The organism is Sneathiella litorea (assembly GCF_009882915.1).
Lineage (GTDB): Bacteria > Pseudomonadota > Alphaproteobacteria > Sneathiellales > Sneathiellaceae > Sneathiella > Sneathiella litorea.
Window position 1 is genome coordinate 433,830 of record NZ_WTUW01000009.1, and the last position, 13,865, is coordinate 447,694.

Here is a 13,865-nt window from a genome sequence, read left to right on the forward strand (position 1 = left end):
TCCTTCTAAAAAGTTACTCGCCCAGTTTCTCCATGATTTCTTCGGGAATATCGAAATTGGCCGACACCTTCTGCACGTCGTCGTTATCTTCGAGCACATCCACCAGCTTGAAGAGGGAGTTGGCCAGATCCTCCGTTTCCACCGGGATCGAATTCTGTGGCTTCCAGACGATGCCCGCTTCCTGCGGCGTGCCGAATTTCTCTTCTAGCGCATCGCGCACGTCGTTAAAATCCTCCATCGCGCAGGTTATGTCATGGATCTGGGTATCGCTTTCGACATTCTCCGCACCTGCTTCCAGCGCCGCTTCAAACATTTCATCGGCGTCTATCGCATCAGCGGCATAGATAACCTGCCCAATCCGGTCGAACATGAAGGCGACAGACCCTGTCTCCCCCATTGTTCCGCCTGCCTTGGCAAATGCGGCGCGCACATCAGCGGCGGTGCGATTGCGGTTATCAGTCAAAGTCTCGACAATAATGGCAACGCCACCCGGGCCATAACCCTCATAGCGCATTTCCTCATAGTTATCCGCACCTGCCTCGCCCGAGGCGCGCTTGATCGCACGGTCGATATTATCATTTGGCATGTTGTCGCCGCGGGCGGCGGAGATGGCGCTTCGAAGCCGCGGGTTCATGGCGGGATCCGGCAAGCCGGTTTTCGCCGCGACCGTCAGCTCCCGGATATGTTTGGCAAAAATCTTCGCCCGTTTCTTATCCTGCGCGCCCTTGCGGTGCATGATGTTCTTGAATTGTGAATGTCCGGCCATATTCCGTCTCTTGGTCCCACTACTGTTTGCTTACTGTTTCGCCGTTTGTACCCGATCCGCACTCAAGAGGCACGTCCTTTTTGCATCCTGTGCGGGCTTCAGGAACTCTCTGGCCATATCTCAATCAGGCGACCGCCGACACGTAAAGGGGAAATATATCTCGCAAGGCCAGTTTTATCGTCCGTCTCAACGAAAACTCCGCAAGCCGTCCCTTCACCCAGCGCAGGGGAAAACCGCCCACCCGGAATTTTCCGGGTAAAACGACGAAGCGGCTCCTCCTTGTCCATGCCAATCACGGAATTATAGTCACCACACATGCCGGCATCCGTCTGATAGGCCGTACCGCCCGGGAAAATCTGCGCGTCCGCCGTGGGCACATGTGTATGACTGCCAACCACCATGGAAACCCGACCATCGCAAAAGTGCCCCATGGTCATTTTCTCCGATGTGATTTCCCCGTGAATATCAACCAGGATGGCATCATATTTCTTACCCAACGGATTTCCGGTGAGCAGCTTTTCCACCGCCGCGAAAGGATCATCTAGCGGATCCATAAACAGCCGCGCCATTACCTGCACCACCAGGATTGTCTTGCCGCGCCGTGTCTTGAAGGCACTGAAACCGCGCCCGGGCGTATCTTTCGGGTAATTGACCGGCCGCAGGATACGGGCATCCTTTTCGAGAACCGGCATGATCTCCTTTTGATCGAAGCTGTGATTACCAAGAACAACACAGTCTGTTCCCGCAGAAAAGAATTCCTCGGCAATTTTTTCAGTGATACCAAAGCCTCCCGCGGCATTCTCACCATTTACGACGACAAAATCAGCCGACAGACGTTCTCGGATTTTTGGCAGCTGCTGGACCAGCACATCCCGCCCTGCTCGGCCCACGACATCTCCGAAATAGAGGATTTTCATTCTATTATCCTAAAATCTTTTTCTGTTAATATGCCGGCAAGCCGCTGGTCAAAACAATCAGTCACGACCCGTTCTACCTCTTGCGCAGCGTAAGCCAGGCCGATCGCACGGCTTCCTGCCTCATTTCGAAGCTTTTCAAGCGTCCGATCGTAAAAGCCACCACCATAGCCCAGTCTATTACCCACCGCATCAAAGGCAAGCATCGGCGTGATCACAAGGCCGGGAATGACATAGTCGTCGGTTTTTGCCGGAACCATCACATTAAAGGCGCCGGGTTCCATCACTGTTTCCGGCGTCCAGCGGCGAAACAACAGCGGATGGTCCTTTTTCTCGACCACGGGCAAGGCGCAATCTGCACCCATTTCATGAAGAACCCGCAAGAGCGGCCTTGAATCCAATTCACTTCCAAGGGGCCAGTAAAGGGAAACAGTTAAAGAGTCCAGTGATGGAAAGGCTTTAATGAAGTGGCGAGCGGCCTGCACCCCCGCATTGCCCGCGACAATTGATGCCCGACGGGCAAATGCAGAATCGCGCTGTTGCTGTTTTTGGTCTCTGATGGTCAGTGTCACAGGCTATTTTTCGGCAGGATCGAGATTTAGGTAGTGCTGCACCAACATAGCCGTCGACGCGTGGAAATCGCTGTGGCCTGACAAGTCAGGTGGGCGCCGATATAGTAGGACCACGGTCCAGTCAGGGATCAGCTCCCGGGATTTCGTTATTGGCCCCAGGATATCATTCGTCTAACGCACGAGTCAGTGCAACACTGCTCATTTAAGCACTTTCGAGCTTTTGTGCAATAGCCTCAATTTTTTCGGCCCAGACATCCTGGGAATCGGAGCCTTGCGCCTCATCTATTTCTTCGCGAAGTTTCTCGATCGATTCATAGGCCTGCGACAAGTCATCCGCGATCAACAGGCAGGCCATCAGCAAAAGCTGTCCCTCGCTCGCACTGCCGATCGACTCGGTAAGATCCTGAACCTTCTTATCGACAAATTCGGCGAGGTATTCAAGATGTGGCTCCTCGCCATCGCCGCAAACGATCGGATAACTCCGTCCGTTAACATTGACTGTCAATGATCCCATGCTACTGCTCCAATATCATGCTGAGCTGGTCGATAGACTTGTCAAGGCGTCCAGACACTGTCTGCGTCTTCTTTTTCAATAACTCATACTTGTTCCGCAAACTCTCAAGCTCACTTTTTAGCGCCTCGTTCTCGGCCGCAAGGTCGGAACCTACCGCGCCAAACCTTCCCTGCTGCTTTTCCCGCGTTAAGGTGGTGGCGGCCTTTTCAAGCCGGGCAATTGCGGCCCCCATCCTCGATTCGCTGTCCTGCTCGTTCGCCATCAGACTATTCCACACTGTTTATGGTCAGTTACCGGAAATCTCTCATCTTTGACAATACGATCTTGCTGTAACACTCGTCAACCTTATTGGTTGAGACGCATTTTAAGGGGATTCACGGTATTTCCATGAACTAAGCGGTTGACGTACCCGAGTTTGGGCGGCATCTTCCCCCCGATTCCGAAAGGAAACCCTTTTGGCTTTGCATTCCGTATGCCGACGCGCCACCGCGCGAAGGCAATTATTGACTGGAATGATCTGACGAACGGATACATTTTGAAACCAACCCGAAGACGGGCACCAGCAATCTGAAAGCAAAATGCGGGCAATTGATTTCTTATCGTGCGCGCAATGCTATTAAGAGAGTAATATCAAGATTGCCTGGTGGATGGAGATGAGCCAAGTATGAACAAGATCGGGCTTAAGTCGTCACCGAACTCAAGCAAACATGATAATATGGCAAATGCCATCCGGGCATTGTCCATGGACGCCGTGCAGGCCGCAAATTCCGGCCATCCCGGCATGCCAATGGGAATGGCCGATGTCGCGACTGTCCTGTTTTCCAAATTCCTGAAATTCGACCCGGCAAAACCGGACTGGCCCGATCGCGATCGTTTCGTCCTGTCGGCCGGTCATGGGTCCATGTTGCTTTACTCGCTGTTGCATCTGACCGGGTACAAGGACATGACCCTGGAGGAAATCAAGAATTTCCGCCAACTGGATTCGAAAACTGCCGGACATCCCGAATTCGGGCATGCCGATGGCGTGGAAACGACGACTGGACCGCTCGGCCAGGGTCTCGCCATGGCCGTCGGCATGGCACTCGCCGAAAAGATGCAGGCCGCCCGCTTCAAGGAAATTGTCGATCATTATACTTATGTGATCGCGGGTGACGGCTGCCTTATGGAAGGAATCAGCCATGAAGCTATTTCTTTCGCCGGCCACCTCAAGCTAAACAAGCTGATCGTGTTGTGGGACGATAATTCCATCAGCATCGATGGCTCCACAGATCTCGCGGTTTCCGACGATCAGGCGAAACGCTTTGAGGCCCATGGCTGGGACGTTCTGTCCGTAGACGGTCATGATGCTGCACAGATCGAAAAAGCAATTGCCGCGGCGCAGAAGACGGACAAGCCGTCTATGATCGCCTGTCGCACGACTATCGGTTTCGGTGCCCCCAACAAACAAGGCACCTCCGGCGTTCATGGCGCCCCGCTTGGCGATGAGGAAATCGCCCTCGCGCGGAAGGAACTGGGATGGCCCCACGAGCCGTTCGACATTCCGAACGACATTCTCGATAAATGGCGTTGTGTTGGCACTATGGGTGCCCGTCACTCCGCCGCTTGGGAAGAAACCCTTAAGGCTTTGCCCGCTGACGTACAGTCAGACTTCAAAAACAGCCTGAGCGGTAATCTGCCAACAGATCTGGAAGATACGCTGCTGGAATATAAACGGCAGCTCAGCGAAGATGCCCCGGCCTGGGCCACACGAAAGTCCAGTCAGGAAGCACTCAAGGTCATTAATGAAAAAGTCAGCATAACAGTCGGCGGCTCCGCCGACCTGACAGGCTCCAATCTTACGCTGACGCCCCAGTTGCAGCCGGTTACTGCCGATGACTTCTCCGGACGCTATATTTATTATGGCGTACGTGAGTTTGGCATGGCGGCAATCATGAACGGAATGGCGTTGCACAAGGGCTTCATCCCGTATGGCGGCACGTTTATGGTCTTTACAGACTATGCCCGTCCGGCCATCCGGCTTTCAGCCCTGATGGAACAACGGGTTATTTATGTGATGACCCATGATTCCATTGGTCTTGGCGAAGATGGTCCGACCCATCAACCGGTGGAACATCTTGCCGCGCTGAGGGCAATGCCGAATGTCCAGGTCTTCCGTCCCGCGGACGCCGTTGAAACGGCGGAATGCTGGCAGGTTGCCCTGCAATCGAAATCTTCCCCCTCCATCCTGTCACTCAGTCGTCAGGGGCTGGAACTGGCGCGGAAAACCCATACAGCAGAAAACCTGTGTGCCAAGGGTGGCTATGAGCTGGCCGCGGCCAACCTTGACGTAAAGGTTTCCCTCCTCGCCACCGGATCAGAAGTGACAATCGCACTGAAAGCACAGAAGATGCTTGAAAGCGAGGGCATCGGCACGCGTGTTGTTTCAATGCCAAGCTGGGAATTGTTCGAAAAACAGGACGATGCTTACAAAAAAGAAACACTTCGCGAGGATACTGTAAGGATTGCTGTTGAGGCAGGCTGCTCCATGGGCTGGGAAAAATACACTGGCACAGACGGTGGCTTTATCGGTATCAACAGTTTTGGCGCCTCCGCCCCGGCAGGCGATCTTTATAAACATTTTGGTATTACTGCCGAAGCAATTGTCGCAGCGGCAAAAGACAGGCTTTAACCATAAGAGCAAACGGCCGGCGAATGAGAAAGCCCGGCAATCAGGAGTAGAAGAAAATGACTGTTCGTGTAGCAATTAACGGTTTTGGACGGATTGGACGGAATATCCTTCGGGCAATCTATGAATCTGGGCGCACCGATATCGAAGTTGTCGGCATCAATGATCTCGGTTCTGTCGAGGCCAATGCCCATCTTTTGAAATATGACAGCGTACATGGCCGCTATCCCGGCACTGTCACAGTGAATGGCGATACCATTGATCTCGGCCGTGGCCCGATCAAGGTGACATCCGTCCGTAATCCTGCTGAACTTCCGTGGGGCGACCTCGGTGTCGATATCGCGTTTGAATGTACAGGCATCTTCACCAAGCGTGACGCCGCCGCGAAGCATCTGGAAGCGGGTGCAAAGAAAGTTCTTATTTCCGCTCCGGGTACCGACGTTGACCTGACCGTTGTTTACGGTGTCAATCATGACAAGCTGACCAAGGACCACACGGTTGTGTCCAACGCCTCTTGCACGACAAACTGCCTCGCGCCGGTCGCGCAGGTCCTCAATGAAACTGTCGGCCTTGTTCATGGCTTCATGACAACGGTTCATGCCTATACAGGCGACCAGCCGGTTCTGGATACGCTTCACTCTGACCTGCGTCGCGCCCGCGCTGCCGCCATGTCAATGATCCCGACATCAACCGGCGCCGCCAAAGCTGTTGGTCTGGTTCTGCCGGAACTTGCCGGCAAGCTCGACGGTACCTCGGTTCGGGTTCCGACACCGAATGTGTCCATGATTGACCTGACGTTTGTCGCTGGCCGTTCTACCTCCAAGGAAGAAATCAACGCGGCCATCACAGAGGCAGCAAACGGCCGTCTGAAAGGTGTCCTTGATGCAAACAACGATCCGGTTGTTTCCATTGACTTCAACCATAACCCCGCCTCTTCCACCTTTGACCTGACCCAGACACAGGTGATTGATGGTACATTCGTGCGTGTCCTGAGCTGGTACGATAACGAATGGGGCTTCTCCAACCGGATGAGCGACACGGCACTCGCCATGGCAAACGCCAAGTAATACGCGATCAGGGACGGAGTGACAGTATGGTTGATTTCAAGACTCTCGACGATCTTGATGCCAGCGGAAAAACGGTTCTGGTTCGTGTTGATCTGAACGTGCCGGTGGAGGATGGCAGCATTGCCGACTTCACCCGCATCGATCGGATCCTGCCCACCTTGAACGAACTGGCGGACAAAGGTGCGAAAGTCCTTCTGCTCAGCCATTTCGGACGACCCAAAGGCAAGGTCGTCCCGGACATGTCCCTCCGTCCCATTGCCAACGGATTGGCCGACCATATAAAGCGGCCGGTTACCTTTATTGACGATTGCGTTGGAGCGCCTGTAGTGGCGGCCATCGCCTCGGCCAAGGCAGGAGATATCCTGCTGGCCGAGAATGTTCGCTTTCACGCGGGCGAGGAAAAGAACGACGCAGATTTCGCAAAGGAACTCGCCGCCGCGGGCGATGTCTATGTGAATGACGCCTTTTCCTGCTCCCACCGCGCCCATGCCTCTACCGAGGCGCTTGCCCATCTTCTTCCGGCCTATGCCGGACGGAATATGGAAGCAGAGCTGACAGCACTCTCAAAAGCGCTTGAAAAGCCTGCCCGTCCGGTCATGGCGGTTGTCGGCGGGGCAAAAATCTCCAGCAAGCTCGACCTTCTTTTCAACCTGATTGAGAAGGTGGACATTCTGGTGATCGGCGGCGGCATGGCGAACACCTTCCTGAATGCCAAAGGTGTTGATGTGGGCGCCTCCTTATGCGAGCATGATCTCGCTGAAACCGCATCTGAAATTCTGGTAAAAGCGGATAAGGTTGGATGCGAGGTTTTATTGCCGTCCGAGGTGGTGCTCGCTAAAGAATTCAAGGCCGGAGCAGCCAATCGTGCGGCATCGGTTGACGAGGTACAGTCCGACGAGATGATCCTGGACATTGGCCCCAAATCCGTTGCTGAACTGAATGCCCGGATCGCTTCGGTAAAAACACTGATCTGGAACGGCCCGTTTGGCGCCTTCGAGATTGACCCCTTCGGCGATGGCACGAACGCTGTTGCCCTGGAAGTTGAAAGACTGACCAAAGCCGGCACCCTGATTTCCGTTGCCGGTGGCGGGGATACAGTCTCGGCACTCGCGAAGGCAGACGTTACCGATGGATTGACCTATATCTCAACCGCTGGCGGTGCGTTCCTTGAATGGATGGAAGGCAAAACTCTGCCAGGTGTTGCTGCGCTCAGCCGTTGATCAGGTCAAATTTACGAGAGGTGAAGAAAATGGATGACATGGAATTAGAAGATATTGCGAAAGCACTTGTCGCCCCCAGCAAGGGTATCCTGGCCGCTGATGAAAGCACTGGGACCATCAAGAAACGCCTTGATACAATCAACACACCCAGCACGGAAGAAACCCGCCGCGATTACCGCGAACTCCTGCTCTCCTCCAAGGGCGCAGGCGATTATATCAGCGGCGTGATCCTCTATGATGAAACCATTCGCCAGACCGCAAAAGATGGGCGTCCGCTCACGGAGCTTATCAAGAGTCAGGGCATCATTCCCGGCATCAAGGTTGACATGGGCGCCAAATCTCTCGCCTTTTCCGAAGGAGAACTGGTGACAGAAGGCCTGGATGGCCTTAGGGACCGGCTGAACGACTATCATAAAATCGGCGCACGTTTCGCAAAATGGCGGGCCGTGATCTCCATAGGCGATGGCGCCCCCAGCCAATATTGCATCGATACCAATGCCCATGCCCTCGCCCGCTATGCGGCGCTATGTCAGGAAGCTGGTCTCGTCCCGATCGTTGAGCCGGAAGTGCTGATGGACGGTGATCATAATATTGACGAATGCTATGCAGTGACTGAAACGACGCTGAAAACTGTCTTCGATGAGCTCTATAAGCAGCGCGTTGTACTGGAGCAGATGCTGCTGAAACCTAATATGGTGATTTCCGGTAAGGACTGCCCGGAGCAGGCCGGTGTCGAAGAAGTCGCGACCAAGACACTCTACTGTTTCGAGCAAACCGTGCCAGCAGCTGTCCCGGGTATTGTCTTCCTTTCCGGCGGACAAACCGAACAGCAAGCGACCGAGCATCTGAATGCCATGAACAAGATGGGTAAGTTCCCTTGGGAGATCAGCTATTCCTTCGGCCGAGCACTTCAGGCCTCCGCCCTTGCCGCTTGGCAGGGCAAGCCCGAGAATGTGGAGGCTGCGCAGGCCGCCTTCCTGCACCGCGCGAAACTGACCAGCGCTGCCCGCGACGGCGAATACAGCGCAGATATGGAATAGGGCTTTATGGGGACAGCACCTGAAGACGGACGGGAGCGTCCCCGTCTCTACCTGATTTCACCGGCGGTCATTGACCTTGATACTTTCGAGATGGCCTTTCGAAACGCAATTGCCGGTGGCGACATTGCGTGTTTCCAGCTCCGCCTGAAAGATCGTCCGGCCGAGGAGATTATCACCGCGACGAAGCGCCTTCTGCCAATTGCACAAGACGCCGGCGTTGCCTTTCTCCTCAATGACGATGCAGAACTTGCCAAGGAACTTGACGTTGACGGCGTGCATGTCGGGCAGGATGATATGCCCTATAAAAAGGCGCGCGATATTCTGGGGCCAGAAGCTATTATCGGCGTGACATGCAAGAACTCCCGGCATCTGGCCATGATCGCGGGTGAAGCGGGAGCAGACTACGTGGCTTTTGGCGCCTTCTTCACGTCTTCCACCAAATCCAACACGGTAAAGGCCGAGCCTGAAATACTTGAATGGTGGTCGGCAACAACCCTGATCCCGTCTGTCGCCATTGGCGGCATTACGGTTGCGAATGCAGAAATCCTGTTGGAAAGCGGAGCGGATTTCCTCGCTGTGGCCGGCGGCGTTTGGGATTATAAGGACGGGCCGAAAGAAGCGGTTACTGCTTTTAATCGGATGATTGATAAGGTGATGGCAACCTGATAGGTTCCGCGCAGAATTTTTTGACAAGAGCGATGAAAAATCATGAAAATTAACGGAAATGCTGTTCGTCCGGGCAATGTGATCGAACATAAGGGTGGCCTGTGGGTCGCAGTGAAAATTCAGCATACGCAACCGGGCAAGGGTGGCGCCTATCTGCAGGTTGAACTCAAGAACCTCCGCGATGGTACGAAGTTGAACGAGCGTTTTCGCGCCTCCGAGTCGGTGGAACGGGTCCGTCTGGAACAGAAACCGCACCAGTTTCTATATGAAGACGGTGAACTGTTGACCTTCATGGATACAAGCAACTATGAGCAAGTATCCATTTCCAAGGATATGGTTGGCGAGCGCGCCGCATTCCTGCAGGACGGCATGGATGTCGAGATCGAGTTTCATGAAGAAAGTCCGTTGACCGTTATCCTGCCCGAGCAGGTCACTCTGGAAATCACCGAGACCGAACCAACCGTGAAAGGACAAACGGCAGCGTCCTCCTATAAACCGGCGATCCTGGAGAACGGGATGCGGGTGATGGTGCCACCATTTTGCGGCACCGGCGAGAAAATCGTTGTCAACACGGAAACATCCGAGTATCTCAAGCGGGCGGACTAAGCGCCGTATAAATCCCCGCATTCTGACTTAAAGTAAGGCAAAAGCCGATGGCGAGAAAATCCGCAATTATTAACGCAATGGAGCTTTCGGCGCGAAAAGCGGCCCGAAAACTTCTCCGTGACTTCAACGAAGTTGAACATTTGCAGGTTTCCCGCAAGGGCCCGGCGGATTTTGTCTCCCAGGCAGACCTGACCTGCGAGGCAACATTGCGTGAGGAACTTGGCCGTCTGCGCCCGGATTTCGGATTCATTCTGGAAGAAGGCGGCGTTGTCGAGGCAAAAGACGGTACCCACTATTGGGTTGTCGATCCCCTCGACGGGACAACAAATTTCCTTCATGGCTTGCCTCATTTCGCGATCTCCATCGGCGTAAAAGCCGGAAAAGAGATTATTGCCGGGATCATTCTTGATCCGGTGAAAGACGAATTGTTCTGGGCGGAAAAAGGTGGCGGCTCCTATATGAATGATCGCCGCCTTCGGGTATCCAGCCGCACCAAGATGACGGACTGTATTTTGGCGACCGGCATTCCCTTTGCAGGCAAGCCGGATCACGGGAAATTCCTGAAGGAACTTGAAGAGGTGATGGCGATGTCCGCAGGCGTGCGTCGTTTTGGAGCAGCCTCGCTCGATCTGGCCTATGTCGCGGCGGGTCGCTATGACGGTTACTGGGAACGGAATCTTGCCGAATGGGACATTGCAGCGGGCATCATCATCGCCCGTGAAGCAGGTGCCCTGGTTTCGCAGCTGGATGGCGGGGAAAAAATGCTGGAAAAAGGCGATATTCTTGCCACCAACAGCGGCATCAACAGCGCTGTGATGGAAATGCTCCGGAAAGTCCGTCTCGGAAGATAAAAACGGCCATTAGCAACTTGTCCTGAATTAAAGCTCGGCTATAGTAAGATCCGGTTTTTCAGATAATAAAGATAATAATAAGTCAGGATCAACGTGACATGCGTGCTATCGTCATCAATGAATTCGGTAACTACAAAGAAGTTGCCAAGCTCGAAACCCTTCCCATTCCAAATCCCGGCCCCGGTGAAGTCGTTGTCCGCAACAAGGCGGCCGGGGTAAGCTTTGCTGCCTCCCTCAATATTGCGGGTAAATATCAACGAAAGGCCCCCCTTCCCTACATCCCCTCAACCGAGGCGGCAGGGATCGTACATGCTGTCGGGGAAAATGTGACCCGCGTCGTCGTTGGCGATCATGTCATGTGCAGTGTCGATCATGGCGGAGCGGCCGGATTTTGCAAGATTGAGGATGTCGCCTGCTTTAAGATACCGAAGGAAATGGATTTCGCCGTCGGTTCTGCGCTTATCACGTCCTACAACACCTCATATGGGGCCCTCACGCGCCGGGCAAACCTGCAAAGCGGAGAGATATTGCTCGTCCATGGCGCAGCAGGGGCCGTTGGAACCGCTGCCGTTGAGATTGGCAAGGCCCTGGGTGCGACCGTGATTGCCGTTGCCGGCGGGGAGAAACATTGTGAAACCGCGCGCCATCACGGGGCGGATCATGTCATCGACCACCGGAATGAAAATTTCCGCAATGTCGTTATGGACATCACTAATGGACGCGGGGTTGACCTTGTCTATGACAGCATCGGCGGTGACGTAACAATCCAGTCCATCCGCTCCCTCGCCTATGAAGGGCGACTGTTGACAATCGGTTATGCCTGTGGCGAGATTCCTAAAATTGCCGCCAATACCCTGCTGTTGAAAAATGCGTCCGCGATGGGCTTCAACCTCGGTCATTTCTTCGGCTGGTCCCCGGGTGAAAACCGGAAACAGCATATCGAAGCACTTGATGGCATGACAGCCGGTGTCCTTGATTTATATGCAAAGAACCAGATCAAGCCCGAGATTGGCGCCCGCTTCCCGCTCTCGCAGTTTGTCGACGCGCTTGATGCCGTGATCAACCGCAAAGTTGACGGTAAATGCGTTATTGAAATGAACGAGGAAGACTACTAATTCGGTCATTCCAGATGACGGCGGCAGCGGATCAGGTCTTTGGAACCAGCCGCACCGCCGTTCCATAGGCGAGAATTTCAGCAGAACCCGCCATCACCATTGACGTCGTAAAGCGCATTCCGACAACCGCATCCGCCCCTTTTAACCGAGCCTCGGCGATCATGCGATCCGTTGCCTGTTCACGGGCCTCCCCCATCATCTTGGTATATTCCGTGACTTCCCCGCCAACCAGATTTCGCAATGCAGCGATAATATCCGTTCCGATATGCTTGGCACGGATTACGTTACCCCGCACCAGACCGAGCACTTCGCCAACTTCCTGGCCGTCGATCTTTTCTGTGGTCGTTACGATCATACTAACTCTCATTTATCGATGTTTTTTTCATAGTAGTCATCTTCGGGGTTTTTCCTTCGTTGGGATATAACGCGGGTCAGCAGGTAAATGAAAATCGCCACCACGATAAAAAGGATACCCCCGAATGGAAATGAAGAGAAGACGCCAGCCAGGATCAAAAAGAGCAAGTAAACCGCGCCGCCGAAGACGGCCAGTATCAGCGCAATTGTATCGAGTTTCATGAAATCAGGCTCCTCTTTCAGAAATCTCTGTTTAATTGAATCGATTCTCAATCAGGTAAATCTAAAATAGCAAACAATCCTTTCACAAAACTAAACAACCGCAAATTATTGGGGGTGGCAGCTTTGGAGGTAACTTAGGGGATTGTGGGCGCGCGCTGGCTAAGTTATGGTGCAAAACGGTTCAGCGGCCTGCCGCAAAGTTGACAATTTCAATTGGCACATAGAAATGCTGGGCACAAAATTCGCGTGAATTTGATGACAGCCGACTGCTAAGGGGAAAGGAAGGAAGCCAATGACCAGATTAACGGCGGCAACATACTCCGTATCCCTACTCGCCTCTCTTTTGATTTCTGTACCCGCCAGTAGTTTAGTTGCAGGCAATGTCTGGGCCCAGACGGACAAGTCAACGCGCCCGGCGGTTGAAGTTAATCTTGAGGCGCTTAAGTACTCAAATCCTCTATTGAATGCACCAACCCGGATCGTGGATGGCAACTCTGTCATTATCCTGACCCCGCCTTCCTTGCGGAAAAAAGCTGCTGTCACATTGCCACAAAAAGTGGTTAAGCCGCTTGTAAAACCGGCCCTCACGCTTTCCGAACCGATTGCCGTGGCGGTAGCGCCTGTCCCCCTGCCGACTGTTAATCCGGCAAAGCGGCCTGAAGTTACCGAGGAAACAAAGTTCGAGGATGTTGCGATCCCCGTTGTCAAAATGGACACGGCCCCTATTCCAACACCTGAAGTCAGCCGGGACCTGACGGAAGATGTCGCGGAAAAAGCGGCGGAAAAAGTAACGGAAAAAACGGATCTGCCCCTTAAGTCCGTTGTATCCGAACCGTCGCAAGCGGCGCCTGCCTCTCCCGAGGTTGAGATGGCACCGGAAACCGTGATGAATGACGAAAAAATCGTGGCAGAAAAAGAAATCAAGGTTGCCGCCGTCGCGCCGGATGCTGGACTTCCGGCTTCAAAATCTGTCACAGACACCAATGATCATCTGACCCGCATCCTGTTTGCCGAGGGCGCGGCCGATTTGCCATCTGAGGCGCAGACAACCCTGCAGGCCATCGCTGACCAAATAAAGGACGGGTCGCGTTTAAATGTACAGCTCCTTGCCTATGGCCAGGGAAACAATGTCAGTGCAGCACGCCGAATTTCTCTGGGACGCGCACTCGCCGTCCGATCGAAGCTGATGGAACTTGGTGTAAATAACAAACAAATTGAAGTAAGGGCGCTTGGCGCGCCAGAAGGCGGCGGGCCGTCAGACCGCGTTGATCTCCTCTTGATTACAAGGTGACC

At 53.9% G+C, this 13,865-nt stretch carries 16 protein-coding genes and 1 other RNA gene; 9 read left to right on the forward strand and 8 right to left on the reverse strand.

The genetic code is table 11. From position 1 onward, the window contains the following. Nucleotides 1-13: 13 nt before the first annotated feature. The 6 genes from GQE98_RS16065 to GQE98_RS16090 form a co-directional block, all read right to left on the reverse strand. Nucleotides 14-766, reverse strand: a complete 753-nt coding sequence (locus GQE98_RS16065) for a YebC/PmpR family DNA-binding transcriptional regulator (protein ID WP_161316720.1) — start codon at nucleotides 764-766, stop codon at nucleotides 14-16. Between the two features lie 98 nt (nucleotides 767-864). Next, complete coding sequence (locus GQE98_RS16070; protein ID WP_161316721.1) at nucleotides 865-1,683, reverse strand: TIGR00282 family metallophosphoesterase; 819 nt, start codon at nucleotides 1,681-1,683, stop codon at nucleotides 865-867. Further along, nucleotides 1,680-2,252 carry a 5-formyltetrahydrofolate cyclo-ligase gene (locus tag GQE98_RS16075; protein WP_161316722.1) on the reverse strand — a complete coding sequence of 191 codons (573 nt, stop codon included), beginning with the start codon at nucleotides 2,250-2,252 and terminating at the stop codon, nucleotides 1,680-1,682. Before GQE98_RS16075 ends, GQE98_RS16070 begins: the two co-directional genes overlap by 4 nt. Before the next feature lie 34 nt (nucleotides 2,253-2,286). Continuing rightward, nucleotides 2,287-2,445: non-coding RNA, 6S RNA (gene ssrS / locus GQE98_RS16080), on the reverse strand. Nucleotides 2,446-2,454: 9 nt separating this feature from the next. Continuing rightward, nucleotides 2,455-2,766 (reverse strand): cell division protein ZapA, encoded by a 312-nt coding sequence (locus GQE98_RS16085; protein ID WP_161316723.1) that lies wholly within the window; start codon nucleotides 2,764-2,766, stop codon nucleotides 2,455-2,457. A gap of 1 nt (nucleotide 2,767) precedes the next feature. Beyond that, a complete protein-coding gene (locus tag GQE98_RS16090; RefSeq protein ID WP_161316724.1) occupies nucleotides 2,768-3,028 on the reverse strand; it encodes a hypothetical protein in 261 nt (86 codons plus the stop codon). A 402-nt stretch (nucleotides 3,029-3,430) separates the two neighbouring features. Here GQE98_RS16090 and tkt point away from each other — a divergent pair, with 402 nt between their 5' ends. The 8 genes from tkt (at nucleotide 3,431) to GQE98_RS16130 (ending at nucleotide 11,996) form a co-directional block, all read left to right on the forward strand. Beyond that, nucleotides 3,431-5,434, forward strand: coding sequence for a transketolase (tkt, locus tag GQE98_RS16095; protein ID WP_161316725.1), 2,004 nt, complete (start codon nucleotides 3,431-3,433; stop codon nucleotides 5,432-5,434). 56 nt (nucleotides 5,435-5,490) lie between these two features. After that, nucleotides 5,491-6,498 carry a type I glyceraldehyde-3-phosphate dehydrogenase gene (gap, locus tag GQE98_RS16100; RefSeq protein WP_161316726.1) on the forward strand — a complete coding sequence of 336 codons (1,008 nt, stop codon included), beginning with the start codon at nucleotides 5,491-5,493 and terminating at the stop codon, nucleotides 6,496-6,498. Nucleotides 6,499-6,524: 26 nt separating this feature from the next. Next, complete coding sequence (locus tag GQE98_RS16105) at nucleotides 6,525-7,718, forward strand: phosphoglycerate kinase (RefSeq protein WP_161317385.1); 1,194 nt, start codon at nucleotides 6,525-6,527, stop codon at nucleotides 7,716-7,718. Between the two features lie 29 nt (nucleotides 7,719-7,747). Then, nucleotides 7,748-8,758: a class I fructose-bisphosphate aldolase gene (locus GQE98_RS16110; RefSeq protein WP_161316727.1), complete on the forward strand. Its 1,011-nt coding sequence runs from the start codon at nucleotides 7,748-7,750 to the stop codon at nucleotides 8,756-8,758. A gap of 6 nt (nucleotides 8,759-8,764) precedes the next feature. Then, nucleotides 8,765-9,424 carry a thiamine phosphate synthase gene (thiE, locus tag GQE98_RS16115; protein ID WP_161316728.1) on the forward strand — a complete coding sequence of 220 codons (660 nt, stop codon included), beginning with the start codon at nucleotides 8,765-8,767 and terminating at the stop codon, nucleotides 9,422-9,424. Between the two features lie 42 nt (nucleotides 9,425-9,466). After that, nucleotides 9,467-10,030 carry an elongation factor P gene (gene efp, locus GQE98_RS16120; RefSeq protein WP_161316729.1) on the forward strand — a complete coding sequence of 188 codons (564 nt, stop codon included), beginning with the start codon at nucleotides 9,467-9,469 and terminating at the stop codon, nucleotides 10,028-10,030. Nucleotides 10,031-10,077: 47 nt separating this feature from the next. Next, the gene (locus tag GQE98_RS16125; RefSeq protein WP_161316730.1) at nucleotides 10,078-10,881 is read left to right on the forward strand and encodes an inositol monophosphatase family protein; all 804 of its coding nucleotides are present in this window, start codon (nucleotides 10,078-10,080) and stop codon (nucleotides 10,879-10,881) included. 98 nt (nucleotides 10,882-10,979) lie between these two features. After that, complete coding sequence (locus GQE98_RS16130) at nucleotides 10,980-11,996, forward strand: NADPH:quinone oxidoreductase family protein (RefSeq protein WP_161316731.1); 1,017 nt, start codon at nucleotides 10,980-10,982, stop codon at nucleotides 11,994-11,996. A 31-nt stretch (nucleotides 11,997-12,027) separates the two neighbouring features. On the opposite strand, the gene GQE98_RS16135 is transcribed toward GQE98_RS16130, so the two are convergent. Further along, nucleotides 12,028-12,351: a YbjQ family protein gene (locus GQE98_RS16135; protein ID WP_202526353.1), complete on the reverse strand. Its 324-nt coding sequence runs from the start codon at nucleotides 12,349-12,351 to the stop codon at nucleotides 12,028-12,030. Nucleotides 12,352-12,359: 8 nt separating this feature from the next. Continuing rightward, nucleotides 12,360-12,572: a hypothetical protein gene (locus GQE98_RS16140; protein ID WP_161316733.1), complete on the reverse strand. Its 213-nt coding sequence runs from the start codon at nucleotides 12,570-12,572 to the stop codon at nucleotides 12,360-12,362. Nucleotides 12,573-12,864: 292 nt separating this feature from the next. On the opposite strand from GQE98_RS16140, the gene GQE98_RS16145 reads away from it, so the two are divergent. After that, nucleotides 12,865-13,863: an OmpA family protein gene (locus GQE98_RS16145; protein WP_161316734.1), complete on the forward strand. Its 999-nt coding sequence runs from the start codon at nucleotides 12,865-12,867 to the stop codon at nucleotides 13,861-13,863. The last annotated feature ends 2 nt before the right edge of the window (nucleotides 13,864-13,865 follow it).

Bases quoted from the DNA above. Each gene is read 5' to 3' on its own strand.
- GQE98_RS16135 (WP_202526353.1), bottom strand. From the start codon at position 12,351: ATGATCGTAACGACCACAGAAAAGATCGACGGCCAGGAAGTTGGCGAA.
- GQE98_RS16070 (WP_161316721.1), bottom strand. From the start codon at position 1,683: ATGAAAATCCTCTATTTCGGAGATGTCGTGGGCCGAGCAGGGCGGGAT.
- GQE98_RS16065 (WP_161316720.1), bottom strand. From the start codon at position 766: ATGGCCGGACATTCACAATTCAAGAACATCATGCACCGCAAGGGCGCG.
- GQE98_RS16105 (WP_161317385.1), top strand. From the start codon at position 6,525: ATGGTTGATTTCAAGACTCTCGACGATCTTGATGCCAGCGGAAAAACG.
- gap (WP_161316726.1), top strand. From the start codon at position 5,491: ATGACTGTTCGTGTAGCAATTAACGGTTTTGGACGGATTGGACGGAAT.
- efp (WP_161316729.1), top strand. From the start codon at position 9,467: ATGAAAATTAACGGAAATGCTGTTCGTCCGGGCAATGTGATCGAACAT.
- GQE98_RS16140 (WP_161316733.1), bottom strand. From the start codon at position 12,572: ATGAAACTCGATACAATTGCGCTGATACTGGCCGTCTTCGGCGGCGCG.
- GQE98_RS16130 (WP_161316731.1), top strand. From the start codon at position 10,980: ATGCGTGCTATCGTCATCAATGAATTCGGTAACTACAAAGAAGTTGCC.
- GQE98_RS16145 (WP_161316734.1), top strand. From the start codon at position 12,865: ATGACCAGATTAACGGCGGCAACATACTCCGTATCCCTACTCGCCTCT.
- GQE98_RS16125 (WP_161316730.1), top strand. From the start codon at position 10,078: ATGGCGAGAAAATCCGCAATTATTAACGCAATGGAGCTTTCGGCGCGA.
- GQE98_RS16090 (WP_161316724.1), bottom strand. From the start codon at position 3,028: ATGGCGAACGAGCAGGACAGCGAATCGAGGATGGGGGCCGCAATTGCC.
- thiE (WP_161316728.1), top strand. From the start codon at position 8,765: ATGGGGACAGCACCTGAAGACGGACGGGAGCGTCCCCGTCTCTACCTG.
- tkt (WP_161316725.1), top strand. From the start codon at position 3,431: ATGAACAAGATCGGGCTTAAGTCGTCACCGAACTCAAGCAAACATGAT.
- GQE98_RS16085 (WP_161316723.1), bottom strand. From the start codon at position 2,766: ATGGGATCATTGACAGTCAATGTTAACGGACGGAGTTATCCGATCGTT.
- GQE98_RS16110 (WP_161316727.1), top strand. From the start codon at position 7,748: ATGGATGACATGGAATTAGAAGATATTGCGAAAGCACTTGTCGCCCCC.